We start from the raw sequence: 17,739 nt of genomic DNA on the forward strand, positions 1-17,739 counted from the left end.
CACTACAAACCTGCGACTTTTCTTGGAAGTTGTTAAACTAAAAATTATACAATTAACCTAATTTACTTTTGGTTGCGATCGCCCGAACTGGCCGTAGCAAGAGTAGCCCGACGAGTAGCTAGCGGCGGTCATTCTATCCCAGAAGATGTCATCCGCCGCCGCTATGACAGAGGCAGAAAAAATCTGCTATCTTTGTATTTACCATTATGTGATGGGTGGATGGTCTACGATAGCTCAGAAAATTATCCAATGTTGGTCGCTGAACAGATAATTAATCGGCAACAACCCATCATTCATAACAGTGGGATTTGGAATCAAATTAGTGAGGAATTAAGATGAACGAACAAGAAATGATTGCTTTACACAAAAAAATTGATGCTGGAGTTAAAGCGGCCGTGGCAGCAGCTATAGAAAGACACCGTAAATTAGGTGAATCTATTGCTGTTTGGCAAGATGGGAAAGTAGTAATTTTAACAGCCGATCGCATTTCTCCAATATCTGCCGAAAAATAAAAAAGGTCGATCGCCCAAAAAACTTACTCATCTCCACGCAGACTGTGAAATAATTGTCTGCTGTCTGCATTTGACAAACATCTACTTTTTTATATGAACATCCGCATCGGTAACGGTTACGACATTCACTGCTTAGTTCCAGAACGCCCTCTAATCCTCGGTGGCGTCCACATTCCCCACGAATTAGGCTTATTAGGACACAGCGATGCAGACGTACTCACCCACGCGATTATGGACGCGATGCTGGGAGCTCTGTGTTTGGGAGATATCGGCCTCTATTTCCCGCCAACTGACCCAAAATGGAAAGGTGCAGACAGTCTCGTGTTGCTGGCACAAGTCAATCAGTTAATATTAGATAAAGGCTGGGAAATTGGCAATATTGACTCGGTGGTTGTGGCCGAACGTCCAAAGCTGAAACCGCATATTAAGCAAATGTGCGATCGCCTTTCTGCTGTCCTACAATTAAAACCAGACCAAGTTGCCATCAAAGCTACTACTAACGAAAAGTTAGGGCCCGTGGGGAGAGAGGAAGGAATTGCAGCCTATGCTGTAGTTTTGCTGGGCAAAAAATAGAACTCTACAATCCCTAATTGATGGTGGAGTCAATTCTTTAATCCAAAATCGCTAGGAAGCCTGAAATCATGGACACTGATACCTGGGAATTACAATTTCCTGTAGACGCGGATGTCATCGCGTTGGATAAGGACGATCGCATAGTCGTGCTAATCGAGGTTAAAATTATTCAAGCTCAAGAACCAGCAGCCAAGCAAAAGATTGCTGACTACATGATATCTTGGATGAAAGCTGTGTTAGCCAAGATGTCGGAGCAGCGCACCATAATTCCCTATGCTATGTTTGTTGACACCGAACAAATTCAGATTTTCAAATGGGACGGAGTAAATTTATCTGAACCTGTTTGTTCTCTAAACACTGGTGAGATACTTCGCAATTATGAGCCGGAATTTCACAACAAGCGGATATTTAAGCGATACCTAACAAGATTGATTGAAGCATGGCTGCGCGACTTAGCTTATAATTGGAAGTCTGAGATTCCAACTGCGTCAGAACAGATAGAACAAATCGGTTTGCTGCCACTGCTAGCAGGTGGAACTACAAAATCAGGAGTAGAAATTGGTGGCAATTTTATATATCGAGACTAACTTTTTGATGAGCATTGCTACAGGACGCGACCCTGATGCTAACAACTTGTTGTTAAGTGTACCGACATCAGTCAACATAGCAATACCAGATATTTGCTGCATGGAAGCACTATCAGCTTTAGAAGACGAGATCAAGCGACGCAACCGTTTTTTCGGTGAAATGCAAAAACAAATCAGTCAGCTAAAGCGAGATAAAACTTCAGCATCTGCCCAGTCTCTTGTCTTCCACTTAGAGGAAGCCCTTACCGAGAATGAGGGGCTGCTCAATGATATTAATGCACGTCTTTTTAATGCTCTTGATTTGTTGGTTGCCAAGGTAGAAATGATCCAATTAACAGCGCAAATACTTCGAGAAAATTTGGATTCAATTTTTATTGAAGAAGACCCGACAGACAATTTAATTCTCAACTGCATTTTGAACCATGCACACTTACAACCTAATCAAGTTAAGGTATTTTTGAGCAATAATACAAAGGAATTTGGTCTGCCATCAGTTCAAGATGCTTTGCGGGAAGTAGGGATAACCAAGTATTTTTCGCGTACTGAAGACTTTCTAGGGTGGTTGCAATCTCAGTCGTAGTTGGACGGAAATGGTATATTTAAAAGCTATGAAAAATTCTACGATGTTATATTCAAAACTACGATCGCTCTTGATTTTACTGGCGGTAATTGCCGCGATAACTCTGTCTGCGTGCACTCCAGCCCGATCGCAATTAGCAAACAGACTCGTCGTTCCCACCCCCAGCGGCCCCGCCACGTTTAACTATCCGCTAAATCAGTCTGCATACAGCGTGTTTGGCTATATGTACGAGGGATTGCTCAATGAAAACGGGGTGACATCGAAGCTAGAACCCGGTTTAGCTGAATCCTGGGAAGTTTCTAAAGATGGCAAAAAGATTGTCTTCACCCTGCGAGAAGGATTGAAATGGTCGGACGGCGAACCGATGACAACTGATGATATTATCTTCAGCTATGAAAAGATTTATTTCAATGAAAAAATTCCTAGCGGCTTGAAAGATACTCTGAGAGTTGGCATCAGCCGTCAATTGCCCAAACTCAAAAAAATTGACAGCCGCCGCATTGAATTTTCAGTGCCAGAACCTTTTGCTCCTTTTATTAGATTTGCTGGGGGAATACCAATTTTACCAGCTCATATCTTGCGGGAAGCTGCCACCCAGACAGAAGCTGACGGCAAGCCTAAATTCCTGTCTGCTTGGGGTACGGATACTGACCCTAAAAAAATTGTCGGTAACGGCCAATACCGAATGCTGAGCTATACTCCCAACCAGCGCGTTGTTTTGGAACGAAATCCATATTTTTGGCGCAAAGATACAGAGGGTAACAGTCAGCCTTACATCCAGCAAATAGTCTGGCAAATTATCGAAAATACTGACAATCAACTGCTGAATTTTCGATCGGGCGATTTGGATACTCTGGACGTGCAGCCGGAGGTGTTTCCGCTGCTGAAACGGGAGGAAAAACGCGGCAAATATACGATATTCAACGGCGGCCCGGACACTGGCAGCGTGTTTATGGGTTTCAATCTGAATAAGGGGCGTAACGCTCAAAATCAGCCGTTTGTAGACCCGGTTAAGTCTCGCTGGTTCGCGATTAAGGAGTTTCGGCAGGCGATCGCCTACGGCATCAACCGCGACAGCATGACTAACAATATCTATCGCGGACTTGGCGCGCCGCTGCATTCCCCAATTCCGGCACAAAGTCCGTTCTACTTGTCTCCAGAACAGGGATTGAAAACTTACAATTACGACCCGCAAAAATCGAAAGAGTTACTGTTAAGTGCAGGATTCAAGTATAATAGTAACGGCGAATTGTTGGATGCTGAGGGCAACAAAGTGCGGTTTACTTTGTTGATGGCCGCCGGCAAAAAAGTGCGGGAGCAAATGGGAACGCAAATTAAGCAAGATTTGGGTAAGCTGGGGATGGAAGTTGATACGCAGTTCCTGAGTTTTAATACTTATGTGGAAAAGCTGCGCCTGACTAAAAATTGGGATACTTACCTTGGCGGTTTTACTGGAGGTACTGAACCGCACAGCGGCTACAATATTTGGTCTGTCAAGGGGACTTTGCACAGTTTCAACCAGGGCCCGCAAGCCGGAGAACCGCCGATTAAGGGTTGGGAAGTCTACGACTGGGAGCAGAAAATTGATGACTTGTATGTGAAGGCGTCCCAGGAGCTGGATGAGGCGAAGCGCAAGGAACTGTATGGGGAGACTCAGCGGATTATAGCGGAACAAGTGCCTTTTATTTACATGGTGAATCCGCTGACTTTTGAGGCGGTGCGCGATCGCATTTCGGGAATTCGCTATAGTGCCCTCGGCGGTGCTTTCTGGAATTTGTACGAACTGAAGATTACTGAATAGTCATTATTGGTTCGTAGTGAGGACTTTAGTCCTCAGAAAGAAGGACTAAAGTCCTCACTACGAACCCATCTTAAGTAATGAGGACTTTAGTCGTCAGAAAGAAGGACTGAAGTCCTTACTACGAACCCATCTTAAAGTAATGAGGACTTTAGTCCTCAGAAAGAAGGACTGAAGTCCTCACTACGAACCAATCTTAAGTAATGAGGACTTTAGTCCTCAGAAAGAAGGACTGAAGTCCTTACTACGAACCCATCTTAAGTGTTGTTGTTTGAACCCAGAAGATATCATTAGTTCATGGAACCTGAAATTTTACAGAAGTTACTCGAATCTGTTGCGGCCGGCGATGTTAGCCCGATCGCAGCTTTGGACAAATTAAAGCATTTTGACTTTGAACAAGTCGGCGATTTTGCCAAAATTGACCACCACCGCACCTTAAGAACCGGTTTTCCTGAAGTTATCTGGGGCCCGGGAAAAACACCAGACCAAATTGTTGAGATTATCGGGGCGATGCGGGGACGAAATCCTGCGGTGATGGCGACGCGAATTGAACCAGAGGTTTTTGAGAAATTGCAACAAAAAATACCCGACTTGTGCTACTACCAAAAAGCCAGAATTTGTGCAATTTCTGAGAAATCCCCAACTCCCCAGCGTCCGGGTACTGTGACTATTATCAGTGCCGGAACAGCGGATTTGCCTGTGGCGGAAGAAGCGGCTGTGACTGCGGAACTTTGCGGTTTTGGGGTGCGGCGTTTGTGGGATGTGGGAGTTGCCGGCATTCACCGCTTGCTGAGCAACCGGCACGTGATTGATGATGCTGATGTGTTGATTGCGGTTGCTGGTATGGAAGGTGCCTTGGCGAGTGTGGTTGCGGGTTTGGCGGATTGTCCGGTGATTGCTGTGCCGACGAGTGTGGGTTACGGCGCGAGTTTTGGGGGGATTGCTCCTCTTTTAACTATGCTCAATTCTTGTGCGGCTGGTGTGGGTGTCGTTAATATTGATAATGGGTTTGGGGCAGCGATTTTGGCTTGTCAAATTCTTAGAAGTGGCGATCGACTGGCTAATATGTCTGAGTAGGAGAATGAGAGAATCGAGAGGGATAGAATCGCAGAATGGAGAATGCCAGAGAAGGGAATCCGGTTGACTTTTCAACATATCCATGCTGGAAGTATCTGAATCGCTATTCCACAGATTCAGAAAAAGAGCTTTCAAGAAAAGTTTCAAATTCTCTCCCCCTCTCCCTCTCCTTACCAAAAACTTGGGTTTAAAGCCCCGTTTTTTTAGGACGGCTTTGTGTTAGAATTGTAACGTAGTGGCTTCCCACGTAAAATGTTTGTCCTAGAATTCAAGGCTAAAGGAAAACCAAATCAGTACGCAGCAATAGACGAGGCAATCAAAACTACTCAGTTCGTTCGCAATAAGTGCGTCCGTTTCTGGATCGACAACCGAGGAGTGGGACAGAAAGAATTGTACCGTCACAGCACGGAGCTCAGAGAAGAGTTTGCCTTTGTCAAAGATTTGAATTCTAGTGCTTGCCAAGCTTCTGTGGAAAGGGCTTATTCTGCGATTGCTCGGTTTTACGACAACTGCAAGAAAGCCGTTCCCGGAAAGAAAGGTTATCCGACTTTCAAGAAAAACAGTCGGTCTGTTGAGTACAAAGTCAGCGGTTGGAAACTTTCGGAAACTCGTAAACAAATCACGTTCACCGATAAAAAGGGAATTGGCAAGCTCAAACTAAAAGGGACGTGGGATCTAAACTTCTACCAGATCGATCGGATAAAACGGGTTAGATTAATACGTCGCGCTGACGGTTACTACGTTCAGTTTGCAATCAGTGCCGACAACAATGTGAATACAGCGCCAGCAGGTAAGACAGTTGGATTGGACGTAGGGCTCAAAGAGTTTTATACAGACTCTGACGGTCATACCGAACCGAATCCCAAGTTTTATCGAATCAGCGAGAAACGGTTGAAGTTTCGACAGCGCCGTGTTTCTCGCAAAAAGAAAGGCTCTGCCAACCGCAAGAAAGCAATTAATCGATTAGGGCGATCGCACCTCAAAATAAGCAGGCAACGTGAAGAACACGCCAAGAGACTGGCGCGTTGCGTAATCCAATCTAACGATTTGGTAGCCTAGGTCGATTTGAGGATTAAGAACCTAGTAAAAAATCACTGTCTCGCTAAGTCGATTAATGATGCTGGTTGGTATCAATTCAGAAAGTGGTTGGAATATTTTGGTGTAAAGTTTGGTCGGGTAACGGTTGCCGTTAATCCTGCTTATACTTCACAGAAATGTTCTAATTGTGGCGCAATCGTCAAAAAATCCCTATCCGTAAGAACCCACGCTTGTGAATGTGGATTTGTTATGGACAGGGACTGGAATGCCGCGATTAATATTCTGAAATTAGCCTTGAGTACGGTAGGGCATACCGGAACTTGGGTCTTAGACCCGAACGCTTTGGGAAATTCGACCTCTACTGGAAGCTGGAGAAATCCTGTTTGAGCAAGTTGAGTCTATGAACAAAGAATCCCCGCTGCTGTCTTCACGGGGAGTGTCAATTACCAGCCAGCCAAATCGGATAACCAGAAGAATCCTCAGCTTTCAACTTTTGCGCCTGATAACTCTTGCTAGTCCAATTAGCTACTGTTTGCAGGCTTTCGGCCAAAAAACTTTCGCTGCCAAACGCTTCAAATCCCAAAGTCCACGACGCAGTGCCGTTAACATTTAACTGAGTAATTTCTACAATACAGCCTTGGGGAATTGGGGCTTCGACAGGCACAGACATGAGCACGCCCGGGGCAGAAACTTGGTAAAGACGCTGGGCTCGCTTTTTTTTCACCTTTACCCACTTTCCAGTTGCCATCATATCCGCCGGTAGTGGCGCCATCGTGTCGGCACATATCCACTTCAGCCATTTCTCGGCTTTACCTTCCCAGCGGTTGCCGAAGTGCATCACCCCCAATTCTTCCTGCCGCCACTTTACCTGTAAATTTTTCCCGCGCAGTTTTACTCCCAAGTAGTCGCAACTAGGTATCAGCAAATATAAATCTTCTCGCTCTTCAGGCGGGGATAGATACCCGCCCAGACTCTCGCTTCCAAACCATTGCCCGATCGGTTTTGGCAGCGCACCGCTATAAAACCACCGCATTTCCAGACTGGCCCGCATAAATTTTTCCTCCATTCTTCCACTATTTTCGTCAAACCCAGACTGGGATTTGCCACACCATCGACTTTTGCACCTGTCAACTCTATCCTCCCCCCTCCGGGAGCATGAGTCTACTGCCTAGAGTCATACCATTTGAAATTTAAGATTTGAGATTTTAGGTTGGGAATTACTTATTCTATAGGGGTTTCGAGCTTGTCAGCCCGTTGGATTTTTGGGGAAAACTGGTATCTGAGTCGCGACTTTGAAAAAAAAACTCATAATCCTTTACATCTCTTCATAAGTCTGTTACATTAGTTTACATTACACCAAAAACAACTTAGGACACTGACATGGCTGACAGAGGCTTACTACTTGACAACGACGGTAAAATGAACAATTTTGCGATCGAGCCCAAAGTATACATTGACGATGAAGCCCGCACAGGCTTTACACCCTACGCAGAACGCTTGAACGGCCGCCTTGCCATGATTGGTTTTGTTTCTCTCTTGGCTTTAGAAGTTTCTACCAAGCACGGACTGATTAGCTGGCTAACTAACCTGTAATAACTTTGTTTAAAATTAAACTGTACGGCTATGGCTTGCCAGCAATACACAATTGGCGATCCATAGCTTAACTATTTTTGCAAGGTTTGATGAGACAATTTAAATTAAATATTTTAGTGTTACGGTACTTGTAAAAATAATGCTCAAACGAATTGCAGCAATACTTCTGGTGGTTTTCTCTCTCAGCTTGACCGGTTGTGTCTCTGTAGCTACCGGACTCAAAAGCTACGTTGATACTGGCGACGGCTATCAATTTCTTTATCCTAACGGCTGGTTGCCGATCGCAGTTTCTGACGGGCCCGATGTGGTGTTCCGCGATTTAATTCAACAAACCGAGAATGTCAGCGTGGTCATCAGTCCAGTGGTTGGGAACAAAACTCTCGCAGATTTGGGCACGCCAACGGATGTCGGATACAAGCTTAGCAAAAGTGCCATCGCTCCTGTTGATTCCGGCCGCGAAGCTGAATTAGTCAATGCAGGAAGTCGCGAATCGCGATCGAAAAACTATTACATTTTAGAATACGCCGTCAAACTCCCAAACCAACAACGGCACAACTTAGCCAGCGTAGCAGTCAGCCGCGGCAAACTATTTACCCTGAACGTTTCCACTACCGAAGAACGCTGGCCGAAAGTCAAAGAAGCTTTTGAGAAAGTTGTTAAATCTTTTTCTGTTTATTAGTTATTAGTTATTGGTTGTTGGTTGTTGGTTGCTGGTTGTTGGTTGCTGGTTGTTGGTTGTTGGTTATTGGTTGTTGGTTGTTGGCTATTGGTTTGAGAACCAAGAACTAACAAGAAACATAGGACAAATGACAACTAACAACCAACCACAGCAAATAACTAATAACAAGTAACAAATAACTAATAACAAGTAACAAATAACTTATTACTTATGAAGATTCCAACTTTTGTATTAGCTTCAGCTTCCCCGGCGCGCCGCAGCCTGCTAAGCAATGCAGGCATTCAAGCTGTGATTTGCCCCAGCGACTTTGATGAAGGGCAAATAAAAATGAGGGATGCTACTAAATTAGTGCAGGTTTTAGCAGAGGGAAAAGCTGACGCTGTAGCTAGTTTTTTGCTGGCTAATTCTCACCCGCAAATCCCCAATCCCAAATCGTGTTTGGTATTGGGATGCGATTCAATTTTGGTCATTGATGGTGAAATTCACGGCAAACCCAAGGATGCCGACGAAGCAATCTCGCGCTGGCAAAAAATGCGCGGTAAAGTTGGCGAACTTTATACGGGTCATGCTTTAATTGATACGAGATTTGATAACTTTGATGAGGCAATGGATCGATCGCTCATTCGCTGTCAAGTTACAAAAGTTTATTTTGCGGAAGTTACCTCGCGTCAAGTTGCGGCTTACGTTGCTACGGGAGAACCTCTCGCCTGTGCTGGCTGTTTTGCACTCGAAGGCAAAGGCGGCTTTTTTGTGGAAAAAATCGAAGGCTGTCACACCAATGTGATTGGTTTGAGTTTGCCTCTGCTGCGGCGAATGCTCGGCGAAATGGGATATGATGTGGCTGATTTTTGGCAATCTTAAACGGAACTTAGCCTCCTGCTGCGGTAGTTACGCAGTCTAAATACTCTGCTGCACATAGGATAGAAGTATTTAGTGGTCAAAAATAAGTAGTGATGTATGGTGGGCGATCGCCCGAAAATGCAGTAAAATATTGCTTGCTTCATGGTAGCGTTGGCTTTTAGGCTAATCTGATTCTGATAGCCTATTGAATCGGAGACACCAACGATGAAAAAGTTAATGTCCTTACTACTGGGTGCTGTATTACTCAGTAACACTGTTGCTTGTCAGCAGTCAAGCGAGCCGATCGGCAAAACTTCTGCTCCGGCCGACCAAAGCAGCGCTACTTCCGGTAAGCTGAAAAATCAGGCAGCCGCCATCCCTGCTGGAACCAGTTTTGATACGATTCTCCAACAAGATTTATCCACGGGTAAAAACCGCAACAACGATCGTTTTACTCTGCGAGTCAAAGGAGGCAATAAAACTCTTAAAGATGCCGTGATTCAGGGACATCTGGAAGATGTTGTCAAAGCAGCTAAAGGCAAAAAAGCGAGTTTGCATCTAGTTTTTGATGACATTAAACTCGCAAATGGTGCAGCCGCTCCCCTTGATGTTACCTTAGTAAATACTCAGGTAGAAACCAAAACCAAAGGCAAGTTTGTTCAGAATGCTGGCATTATTTTAGCTGGAGCAGTGGCCGGTAAATTCCTTGGTGATAAAGCGAACTTCAAGCAGGGTGCTGTAGCTGGAGGTGGAGCAGCAGCGGCTTATGTCTTGTCTAGTCCTGGTGGTGAAGTTGTCCTGAAAAAAGGAACCAATGTTAAGCTGAAACTTAAAAAGCCTCTCGATACGAGTCCATAAAAACCCAGTTTCTGCCCACCCGCAATCGAAGAAACCGGGTTTTTTTGAGTTTCTGCGCTGTCACCAACAATTTTCGTAAAAACCCGGTTTCTGGGCACTCGCGAGGAATCTAAGAAACCGGGTTTTTTTGAGTTTCTGCGCTGTCACCAACAATTTTCGTAAAAACCCGGTTTCTGCCCCTCGCGAGCATCTAAGAAACCGGGTTTTCTCGCCGATTTACTCTCTATTCCACTGCATAACCCGTATATTTCCGCATCAAAGGCGGCTGAAATCCCCAAACTATATCCTCCTTGGGAACTCCTGCTATTACTAAATCCTCAGCAATATCATCTTCAGTCGCATTCCACTGAAGCCAAATTTTCCCGCGCTTAATATCAATGTGAATGCTACAGTGATGTACTCTCTTTTGGTCATCCCAACCCACCAGGAAGACTTGGTAGTGATCTCGTTCTGTATCAAAAATTGTCTCGACTTCAATATCTCCGTGAGCCGGCTTGCGCTTGCCATACTCCTGTAACATTTGCTGCACAATTTGTCGATATTTTATTAATTTCTCCATTTTACAATTGCCTCACTTGCTATATCATAGACTATTATTTTAAGCTCATTTTCTTCAACCCTTGCTTTCGGAAACTCCAGTTGAAAAAATTCTTCATAAGTTATTAACGGTACAGCTAAATACAAGGTGCGATCGCCTTCTTTTTGCTTCAGTGCTGCTCGATAATTTATGAACTGCCCCAAGGCTCTATGGAATTCCGAGATGGGTGACGACTTTGCCAAAAAACTTTTCACCTCAACAGCAATTTTATCGCCTTGCCGTTCTGCCGCAATCAGCTTTTCGGCACCCAGGTCGATCGACATATCTACACCACCCACACTAATTTGAAACGGATCGTGGGTGATGCGCCAGCCGTCCTTTTGTAAAGCTGTTTTGACAACTTCATGAAAAATATCTTTGGCAGACATAATAGATTGATAACTCACTTACTTATTCCTATTATATCTCCTTTGATAATCAAGTGGAAGTATTTTTGATTTTGACTTTGTGAGAATTTCTGGCCCCTCGCGCGTCATCTAAGAAACCGGTTTTTTTTGAGTTTCTGCGCTGTCACCCACAATTTTCGTAAAAACCCGGTTTCTGGCCCCTCGCGAGTCATCTAAGAAACCGGGTTTTTTCACAAATCCTATCCAAAGGTTCTCACATCGAGACCCACAAGATTAAACCGAAGTTGACTCGGCGAAACTTCTTTCACCAAACCCAAAATATTGCCAGTGCTCGCTTCCCGAATCACCGTCGCCTTCGTGTCTAAACTTCTAAACTCAAGAGTTTGAGGGGTTCCCGGACGAATCGGGCCATTACTATCGTACAGTCTGGCCTCACCAATTGTGATAAACTTTTCACTCAAAACAATATCATTTCGAGTCAGCCCTTCTGCCAGTCCAATTACATCTCCTTGGGCTGGATTGTAATCGAGAATAAAATCTGCTGGTACTTCGTCTAGAGAAGAGGGAAAAGTTCCGATGGGACGGGGTCGATCCGAACCAAATTCCCGCGATGTTGCTCCTGCTTCTTTGCGGAGGACAAACAAATCTGCGCCTTCTCCTCCCCAAAGTCGATCGACTCCAGCATCACCAACCAGAATATCGTCTCCACTGTCTCCGACTAAAGCATCATTCCCTTGACCCCCCCGAATAAAGTCATTCCCAGTGCCTCCATAAACTACATCAGCACCTTGATTGCCATTGATTGAGTCGTTGCCCTGTTCTCCGTAAAGAATGTCAGAATCTTGACCGCCCCAAAGAGTATCATTACCGAAACCTCCGATTAAAACATCCGAGCCAGCATTGCCATTGATTACTTCTGCATCTTCGGAACCTCTCACAAAATCGTTGCCTGCTAATGCTAGTAATCCGCCGGGAGTATTCGATAAAAGTCCTTTGGCTAATTGGACAACATCATCATTGGGAGTCAGGTAAAAAAAGTTGGGGTCGCTACCGGGATTGAACGGCGCAGTTACTAATCTGATGTTGGGGCGATCGGGAATAATTGGATCGAGGTTTTGAGTTGATGCTTGAAGTTGTCCGATATTTGTTTCTAACATCTGAGCTTCTTTGTGCTTGATTATTGGAAAATTAGACAAATGGTTTGATCGTTCGGACTTTAGTCCTCTCTAAGGACTGAAGTCCGAACGATCAAACTTAGGAGGATTACCCAAGGGCGATCGTACTATCAGACACAGAGGTAAACTGAAGTTGAGCCGGCGAAACATCCCTCACCAAACCCAAGATATTGCCGGTACTAGCTTCCCGAATCACCGTCGCCTTAGTATTCACGACTCTAAAATCAGCAGTGCGAGGAATGCCGGGAGGAAAAGGGCCGCTGCTGTCGTAATCTCTGGCATCACCAATTGTTAAAAACTTTTCGGTCAAAACAATATCATTTCGCGTCAATCCTCCGGCCAATCCAATGACATCTCCTTGAGATGGATTGTAGTCGAGAATAAAATCGGCAGGCGCTTCATCTACAGTAAAAGTGCCAGCAGGACGCGGTTGATCGGAACCAATTTCACGCGAAGTTGCTCCTGCTTCTCTGCGGAGGACAAACAAATCTGCGCCTTCTCCTCCCCAAAGTTTGTCAATGCCAGCATCACCGATTAGAGTATCGTTGCCGCTGTCTCCTACTAAATTGTCGGTGCCTTGACCGCCTCTAACAAAATCATTTCCTGTGCCTCCATAGGCGTAGTCATTGCCTTGATTGCCGCTGAGAATATCGTTGCCACATTCTCCATACAGTATGTCAAAATCTTGACCGCCGCGAATAGTATCATTGCCACAACCTCCGATTAAAGTATCTGCGCCCCCATTCCCATTCATCAGTTCCGCACCACCGGAACCTCTGACAAAATCGTCGCCTGCTAAGGCCCGCAAACCTCCGGGAGTGTTGCGGAGAATTCCGTTGGCTAATTGAACTACATCGTTATTGGGAGTAAGGTCAAAAAAGTTGGGATCGCTGGGATTTGGCAAAGGCCCTGTGAGCAATTTGATGTTTGGTGGATCGGGAATAATTCGATCGGAGTCGATAGCTGAGGCTTTAACTGTTCCGAGATTTGTTTCTAACATTTAAGTTTTCCCTGATTGATTGATATGAACTTTCTAGACAGTCTTATTTTAATAAATGTTCCAATTAACAAATGTGCGTGAATCTGCGGTTAAACAAATTAAATGACTGTCAAAATTGCCACAAATATTCAACAAGCACAGCTTATTGACACTTGGATTTCGCCCAAATCCGCAAATATTTTGAACTCTGCGCCAATAATTCTCGGGATCGCGTACTCTATTACCCGTCAGCAGTCAGTGTGGGAGAACCGACAGACTGCCAAATGTCATCAAACCTTGAGCAAAGTCAGGAATCGTTAATATGCAAGACACTGCGATCGAATCTATCAAAGCCAGAGAAATCCTCGACTCCCGCGGCCGCCCTACCATCGAAGCTGAAGTGTATCTAGCCAATGGTGTTGTCGGACTCGCCCAAGTGCCCAGCGGCGCGTCTACAGGCTCTTTTGAAGCCCACGAACTCCGCGACGATGACAAAAGCCGCTACGGTGGTAAGGGAGTTTTGAAAGCGGTTGCTAACGTCGAACACAAAATTGCTCCCGCTTTGGCTAATCTGGATGCGATCGACCAACCATTAATCGATCGCACCATGATTGACTTGGACGGTTCCCCCAACAAGTCTAACCTCGGTGCCAATGCCATTCTCGGAGTCTCCCTAGCCACAGCAAAGGCGGCCGCCGAGACTTTACAAATACCCCTTTACCGCTACTTGGGTGGCGCTTTAGCTAACGTTTTACCCGTACCTTTGATGAACGTCATCAACGGCGGTTCCCACGCGGACAACAACGTAGACATTCAAGAGTTTATGATTGTACCTGTGGGAGCGCCTTCTTTTAAGGAAGCTTTGCGCTGGGGTGCAGAAGTATTTGCTAGTCTCGCTAAAGTCTTAAAAGACAAAAATTTGCTGACTGGTGTTGGCGATGAAGGCGGTTTTGCTCCTAATTTGGGTTCCAATCAGGAAGCTTTGGATTTGTTGGTGATGGCAATTGAAAAAGCTGGTTACAAGCCTGGGGAACAAGTTGCTTTGGCTTTGGATGTTGCTGCTAGCGAATTTTACAAAGATGGGAAGTACACCTACGACGGTGTTGCTCATTCGCCTACCGAATTAATCGATTATTTGGAGGGTTTAGTCGGTCAATATCCGATCGTTTCCATTGAAGATGGTTTGCACGAAGACGATTGGGATAGTTGGGTGGCGCTGACTCAGAGAATGGGTAGCAAGGTTCAGTTGGTGGGTGACGATTTGTTTGTTACCAATCGCACGCGCTTGCAAAAAGGGATTGATTTGAAAGCTAGCAATTCGATTTTGATTAAGCTGAATCAAATTGGTTCTTTGACTGAGACTTTGGATACGATCGACCTCGGGAAGCGCAACAGCTATCGATCGGTAATCAGCCACCGTTCCGGTGAAACTGAGGATACTACAATTGCTGATTTAGCGGTAGCAACTCGTGCCGGTCAAATCAAGACTGGTTCTCTTTGTCGCAGCGAACGGGTTGCTAAGTATAACCGTTTGTTGCGGATTGAGGACGAATTGGGCGATCGGGCGATCTACGCTGGGACGATCGGTTACGGGCCAAAGTAAAACTTGGTAGATCGTGGGCCAAGGTACGTAGTTGCGCTTCAGCGCTCTTTATAAGATTAGCAAAGAGCGCCCAAGCGCAACTACGTACCTAATTTCCTGCCTAACCCCCTTAATAAAGGGGGGGGACAAGAAGCATTCAAAGTCCCCCTTCTTAAGGGGGATTTAGGGGGATCGGGTCTCGACTACAAGCGACATTTATTCCAGTTAAATCTGGGTATTACCAATTAACAATTAAGGATAGAAAGCCAATTTCGGCAAACCCAAAGTTTCTTCCCAACCCATCATCAAGTTCATGCACTGGATGCCTTGACCGGCTTGACCTTTAATTAAATTGTCGATCGCCGACATCACAATTACCCGATCGGTACGCGGATCGACTTCCACGCCAATGTAACAAAGATTCGTGCCGCAAGCCCATTTAGATTGCGGATAAACGCCAGCAGGCAACACTTTTACCAAAGGAGAATTGCGGTAAAAAGCGGTGAAAATCGTAATTAAATCTTCCCGCACTAATCCCGGATCGCGCAAATTTGCGTAAACAGTTGCCAGAATTCCCCGCACCATCGGCATCAGGTGGGGAGTAAATTGGACTTTGATATCTTGTCCCGCTAAATCGCTGCAAACTTGCTCAATTTCTGGGGTGTGGCGGTGGCGCGCAACGCCGTAAGCCCCTATGGAATTGTCCGCTTCTGCCAACAACAGATTAACTTCGGCTTTGCGGCCCCCTCCCGAAGATCCTGATTTGGCGTCGATAATTGCTGTTTCTGGCACAATCAGACCTTGTTTGAGTAAAGGTGCCAGGGCTAATAAACTAGCCGTGACGTAACAGCCGGCACAGCCTACTAATTGAGCGTTTTTAATGCGATCGCGATACAATTCTGGCAAACCGTAAACAGCCGTTGCAGCGACTTCAGAGTCCGATCGCTCACCGCCGTACCAAGCTTTATAAGTGTCCAGATTTTCAAATCTGTAGTCAGCCGACAAATCCAAGACTTTGCAGCCTTTTTCGATCAGCGTCGGTGCCATTTGGCAAGCCAAACCGTTCGGCAGCGACAGAAACACAACTTCACATTTTGCCGCTATTTTATCTAGGTCGATCGCCTCTACAGTCAAATCAATGCAGTTAGTCAGATGCGGATAAAGGCTGGAAAAAGGTTTTCCCGCACTGCTATCCCCGCCTAAATACACTACTTCTGCCGCTGGGTGATCCGCCAGCAGCCGCACCAGTTGTACGCCGCCATAACCTGAAGCGCCAACTATGCCTACAGGCACAGGTCTAACATCTCCCATTTTCCTTTATCCCCTCAGCCTTTGAAGTCAAAAACGCTTGAACTTTTGCTGCATTGTAGTACCAAACGCCAACTTTGGTGGCAAATAATTGTGTTGTTTTGTTATAGACGTGGATTTTTGTGAATTTTCCGGTGTTTGACACCGCCCAAAAACGAAGACAAAGCTTCTCAGGGCTGTGGTAGAGAGGCCAAAAGTTCAGACTCCTATTCAATGTTCCAAATTCACTGCGCTGCAAGTAAATCTCAAATCTAAAATCTCCAATCTAAAAACGGATGTGCGATCGCCAAAACCCTAAAATTAAGCAACGGATGTGCGATCGTGCTATAAAATCTTACATAAACCTATCCAGAAACCGGGGATTAAGTTTTTTCGCTCTTTCCTCGAACCTCAAAGCTCAACATCCGTTAAATCCATTACACTCATCCGTTGCCGAATTTCCTATGGGAATAGTTGTAGAAGACGTATCAAAACAGTTTGGCAGTTTCCAAGCACTCGATCGAGTCAGCTTGAAAATTGAATCAGGTTCCCTAGTTGCACTGCTGGGCCCGTCTGGTTCAGGTAAGTCTACGCTGCTGCGACTGATTGCAGGTTTAGAAATGCCCGACTCCGGCAAAATCTGGCTGACAGGTCAAGATGCCACCAATACTAGCGTCCAAGACCGCAAAATTGGATTTGTCTTTCAGCACTACGCGCTATTCAAGCACATGACAGTGCGAAAAAACATCGCTTTCGGCATGGAAATTCAGAAAACTCCACCAACGAAAGTCAAATCTCGCGTAGAAGAATTGTTAAATTTAGTTCAATTGGGAGGATTGGGCGACAGATACCCGTCGCAACTTTCAGGAGGCCAGCGTCAGCGGGTAGCCCTTGCCAGAGCCCTAGCTGTCGAACCAAAAGTATTGCTGCTAGACGAACCTTTTGGAGCTCTCGATGCCAAAGTCCGCAAAGACTTGCGCGCTTGGTTGCGAAGACTCCACGACGAAGTGCACGTTACCACAGTCTTTGTGACGCACGACCAAGAAGAAGCGATGGAAGTTGCCGATCGAATTACAGTAATGAATAAAGGTAAAATCGAACAAGTAGGCACGCCCGCAGAAATTTACGACCATCCAGCGAGTGCCTTCGTCATGAGTTTTATCGGGCCCGTGAATGTCTTGCCCAGCAGTTCGAGAATGTTTCAAGACAACGGCTTTGACTCGGCCAACCCAGAGATGTTCTTGCGCCCTCACGACGTAGTAATTGAAACTACCGAAAATAGTGCAACAGTGCCTGCAAGAATCAGTCGTTTGATTCATTTGGGATGGGAAATCCAGGTAGAATTAACCTTAGATGACGGTCAAGTGCTGAATGCTAATTTGACGAGAGAAAGATTCGATAACTTGCAGTTGCAGCCGCAGCAAAGAGTGTTCGTCAAGCCGAAAGATGCCAAGTCATTTCCACTTTATTATTCTATCTGATATCATATCCGCATCCATCAATTACAATTTGGTTTGTAGTGAGGACTTTAGTCCGCATCCATCTTGGTTTGTAGTGAGGACTTTAGTCCGCATCCATCTTGGTTTGTAGTGAGGACTTTAGTCCGCATCCATCTTGGTTTGTAGTGAGGACTTTA

The 17,739-nt window shown here is 45.5% G+C and carries 19 protein-coding genes and 1 pseudogene; 14 read left to right on the forward strand and 6 right to left on the reverse strand.

All coding sequences use genetic code 11. From position 1 onward, the window contains the following. Positions 1-72: 72 nt before the first annotated feature. The 8 genes and pseudogenes from QZ938_RS13025 to QZ938_RS13060 all read left to right on the forward strand — a co-directional run. Complete coding sequence (locus QZ938_RS13025; RefSeq protein ID WP_293351764.1) at positions 73-339, forward strand: hypothetical protein; 267 nt, start codon at positions 73-75, stop codon at positions 337-339. Further along, the gene (locus QZ938_RS13030) at positions 336-512 is read left to right on the forward strand and encodes a hypothetical protein (RefSeq protein ID WP_293154079.1); all 177 of its coding nucleotides are present in this window, start codon (positions 336-338) and stop codon (positions 510-512) included. The genes QZ938_RS13025 and QZ938_RS13030 overlap by 4 nt, the downstream gene beginning before the upstream one ends. Positions 513-605: 93 nt before the next feature. Next, a complete protein-coding gene (gene ispF / locus QZ938_RS13035) occupies positions 606-1,085 on the forward strand; it encodes a 2-C-methyl-D-erythritol 2,4-cyclodiphosphate synthase (RefSeq protein ID WP_293154082.1) in 480 nt (159 codons plus the stop codon). A 68-nt stretch (positions 1,086-1,153) separates the two neighbouring features. Further along, entirely contained in the window at positions 1,154-1,672 is a 519-nt protein-coding gene (locus QZ938_RS13040; RefSeq protein ID WP_293351762.1) for a hypothetical protein, read from the forward strand. 7 nt (positions 1,673-1,679) lie between these two features. Then, positions 1,680-2,252, forward strand: coding sequence for a PIN domain-containing protein (locus QZ938_RS13045; protein ID WP_293154137.1), 573 nt, complete (start codon positions 1,680-1,682; stop codon positions 2,250-2,252). A 43-nt stretch (positions 2,253-2,295) separates the two neighbouring features. Continuing rightward, positions 2,296-4,053, forward strand: a complete 1,758-nt coding sequence (locus tag QZ938_RS13050) for an ABC transporter substrate-binding protein (protein WP_293351760.1) — start codon at positions 2,296-2,298, stop codon at positions 4,051-4,053. Between the two features lie 294 nt (positions 4,054-4,347). Beyond that, positions 4,348-5,127, forward strand: coding sequence for a nickel pincer cofactor biosynthesis protein LarB (larB, locus tag QZ938_RS13055; RefSeq protein ID WP_293351758.1), 780 nt, complete (start codon positions 4,348-4,350; stop codon positions 5,125-5,127). Positions 5,128-5,379: 252 nt separating this feature from the next. After that, a pseudogene (locus tag QZ938_RS13060) lies at positions 5,380-6,583 on the forward strand (RNA-guided endonuclease InsQ/TnpB family protein); the annotation flags it as partial. A gap of 21 nt (positions 6,584-6,604) precedes the next feature. Here the strand turns inward: QZ938_RS13060 and QZ938_RS13065 are convergent. Then, positions 6,605-7,231 (reverse strand): hypothetical protein, encoded by a 627-nt coding sequence (locus QZ938_RS13065; protein WP_293363449.1) that lies wholly within the window; start codon positions 7,229-7,231, stop codon positions 6,605-6,607. 314 nt (positions 7,232-7,545) lie between these two features. Between QZ938_RS13065 and QZ938_RS13070 the strand changes: the two genes are divergently transcribed. From QZ938_RS13070 to QZ938_RS13085, 4 genes are all read left to right on the forward strand, one after another. Then, complete coding sequence (locus QZ938_RS13070) at positions 7,546-7,758, forward strand: chlorophyll a/b-binding protein (RefSeq protein ID WP_293154096.1); 213 nt, start codon at positions 7,546-7,548, stop codon at positions 7,756-7,758. Between the two features lie 139 nt (positions 7,759-7,897). After that, positions 7,898-8,437: a photosystem II reaction center PsbP gene (psbP, locus tag QZ938_RS13075; protein ID WP_293351754.1), complete on the forward strand. Its 540-nt coding sequence runs from the start codon at positions 7,898-7,900 to the stop codon at positions 8,435-8,437. 210 nt (positions 8,438-8,647) lie between these two features. After that, complete coding sequence (locus QZ938_RS13080; protein ID WP_293351752.1) at positions 8,648-9,298, forward strand: nucleoside triphosphate pyrophosphatase; 651 nt, start codon at positions 8,648-8,650, stop codon at positions 9,296-9,298. A gap of 216 nt (positions 9,299-9,514) precedes the next feature. Continuing rightward, entirely contained in the window at positions 9,515-10,135 is a 621-nt protein-coding gene (locus QZ938_RS13085; protein ID WP_293351750.1) for a hypothetical protein, read from the forward strand. A 223-nt stretch (positions 10,136-10,358) separates the two neighbouring features. Here the strand turns inward: QZ938_RS13085 and QZ938_RS13090 are convergent, their stop codons facing one another. The 4 genes from QZ938_RS13090 to QZ938_RS13105 all read right to left on the reverse strand — a co-directional run bounded on the left by QZ938_RS13090 (position 10,359) and on the right by QZ938_RS13105 (position 13,255). Continuing rightward, positions 10,359-10,694 carry a XisI protein gene (locus tag QZ938_RS13090; RefSeq protein ID WP_293154105.1) on the reverse strand — a complete coding sequence of 112 codons (336 nt, stop codon included), beginning with the start codon at positions 10,692-10,694 and terminating at the stop codon, positions 10,359-10,361. Further along, positions 10,682-11,101 (reverse strand): XisH family protein, encoded by a 420-nt coding sequence (locus QZ938_RS13095; RefSeq protein ID WP_293154140.1) that lies wholly within the window; start codon positions 11,099-11,101, stop codon positions 10,682-10,684. Before QZ938_RS13095 ends, QZ938_RS13090 begins: the two co-directional genes overlap by 13 nt. A gap of 218 nt (positions 11,102-11,319) precedes the next feature. Beyond that, positions 11,320-12,237 (reverse strand): calcium-binding protein, encoded by a 918-nt coding sequence (locus QZ938_RS13100; RefSeq protein WP_293351748.1) that lies wholly within the window; start codon positions 12,235-12,237, stop codon positions 11,320-11,322. Between the two features lie 106 nt (positions 12,238-12,343). Continuing rightward, entirely contained in the window at positions 12,344-13,255 is a 912-nt protein-coding gene (locus tag QZ938_RS13105) for a calcium-binding protein (protein ID WP_293351746.1), read from the reverse strand. A gap of 292 nt (positions 13,256-13,547) precedes the next feature. Between QZ938_RS13105 and eno the strand changes: the two genes are divergently transcribed. After that, on the forward strand, positions 13,548-14,837 hold the full coding sequence (gene eno, locus QZ938_RS13110) for a phosphopyruvate hydratase (protein ID WP_363318836.1): 1,290 nt from the start codon (positions 13,548-13,550) through the stop codon (positions 14,835-14,837). A 231-nt stretch (positions 14,838-15,068) separates the two neighbouring features. On the opposite strand, the gene argC is transcribed toward eno, so the two are convergent. Beyond that, positions 15,069-16,127: an N-acetyl-gamma-glutamyl-phosphate reductase gene (gene argC, locus QZ938_RS13115; RefSeq protein ID WP_293154116.1), complete on the reverse strand. Its 1,059-nt coding sequence runs from the start codon at positions 16,125-16,127 to the stop codon at positions 15,069-15,071. A 440-nt stretch (positions 16,128-16,567) separates the two neighbouring features. Between argC and QZ938_RS13120 the strand changes: the two genes are divergently transcribed. Continuing rightward, positions 16,568-17,584, forward strand: coding sequence for a sulfate/molybdate ABC transporter ATP-binding protein (locus QZ938_RS13120; RefSeq protein ID WP_293154119.1), 1,017 nt, complete (start codon positions 16,568-16,570; stop codon positions 17,582-17,584). Positions 17,585-17,739: the final 155 nt, after the last annotated feature.

The sequence above is a fragment of the Microcoleus sp. CAWBG27 genome (assembly GCF_020883145.1).
Classification (GTDB): Bacteria; Cyanobacteriota; Cyanobacteriia; order Cyanobacteriales; family Microcoleaceae; genus Microcoleus.

Coding starts and splice junctions, on each gene's coding strand:
- QZ938_RS13030 (WP_293154079.1), top strand. CDS start 336: ATGAACGAACAAGAAATGATTGCTTTACACAAAAAAATTGATGCTGGA.
- ispF (WP_293154082.1), top strand. CDS start 606: ATGAACATCCGCATCGGTAACGGTTACGACATTCACTGCTTAGTTCCA.
- QZ938_RS13040 (WP_293351762.1), top strand. CDS start 1,154: ATGGACACTGATACCTGGGAATTACAATTTCCTGTAGACGCGGATGTC.
- QZ938_RS13045 (WP_293154137.1), top strand. CDS start 1,680: ATGAGCATTGCTACAGGACGCGACCCTGATGCTAACAACTTGTTGTTA.
- QZ938_RS13050 (WP_293351760.1), top strand. CDS start 2,296: ATGTTATATTCAAAACTACGATCGCTCTTGATTTTACTGGCGGTAATT.
- larB (WP_293351758.1), top strand. CDS start 4,348: ATGGAACCTGAAATTTTACAGAAGTTACTCGAATCTGTTGCGGCCGGC.
- QZ938_RS13065 (WP_293363449.1), bottom strand. CDS start 7,231: ATGGAGGAAAAATTTATGCGGGCCAGTCTGGAAATGCGGTGGTTTTAT.
- QZ938_RS13070 (WP_293154096.1), top strand. CDS start 7,546: ATGGCTGACAGAGGCTTACTACTTGACAACGACGGTAAAATGAACAAT.
- psbP (WP_293351754.1), top strand. CDS start 7,898: ATGCTCAAACGAATTGCAGCAATACTTCTGGTGGTTTTCTCTCTCAGC.
- QZ938_RS13080 (WP_293351752.1), top strand. CDS start 8,648: ATGAAGATTCCAACTTTTGTATTAGCTTCAGCTTCCCCGGCGCGCCGC.
- QZ938_RS13085 (WP_293351750.1), top strand. CDS start 9,515: ATGTCCTTACTACTGGGTGCTGTATTACTCAGTAACACTGTTGCTTGT.
- QZ938_RS13090 (WP_293154105.1), bottom strand. CDS start 10,694: ATGGAGAAATTAATAAAATATCGACAAATTGTGCAGCAAATGTTACAG.
- QZ938_RS13095 (WP_293154140.1), bottom strand. CDS start 11,101: ATGTCTGCCAAAGATATTTTTCATGAAGTTGTCAAAACAGCTTTACAA.
- QZ938_RS13100 (WP_293351748.1), bottom strand. CDS start 12,237: ATGTTAGAAACAAATATCGGACAACTTCAAGCATCAACTCAAAACCTC.
- QZ938_RS13105 (WP_293351746.1), bottom strand. CDS start 13,255: ATGTTAGAAACAAATCTCGGAACAGTTAAAGCCTCAGCTATCGACTCC.
- argC (WP_293154116.1), bottom strand. CDS start 16,127: ATGGGAGATGTTAGACCTGTGCCTGTAGGCATAGTTGGCGCTTCAGGT.
- QZ938_RS13120 (WP_293154119.1), top strand. CDS start 16,568: ATGGGAATAGTTGTAGAAGACGTATCAAAACAGTTTGGCAGTTTCCAA.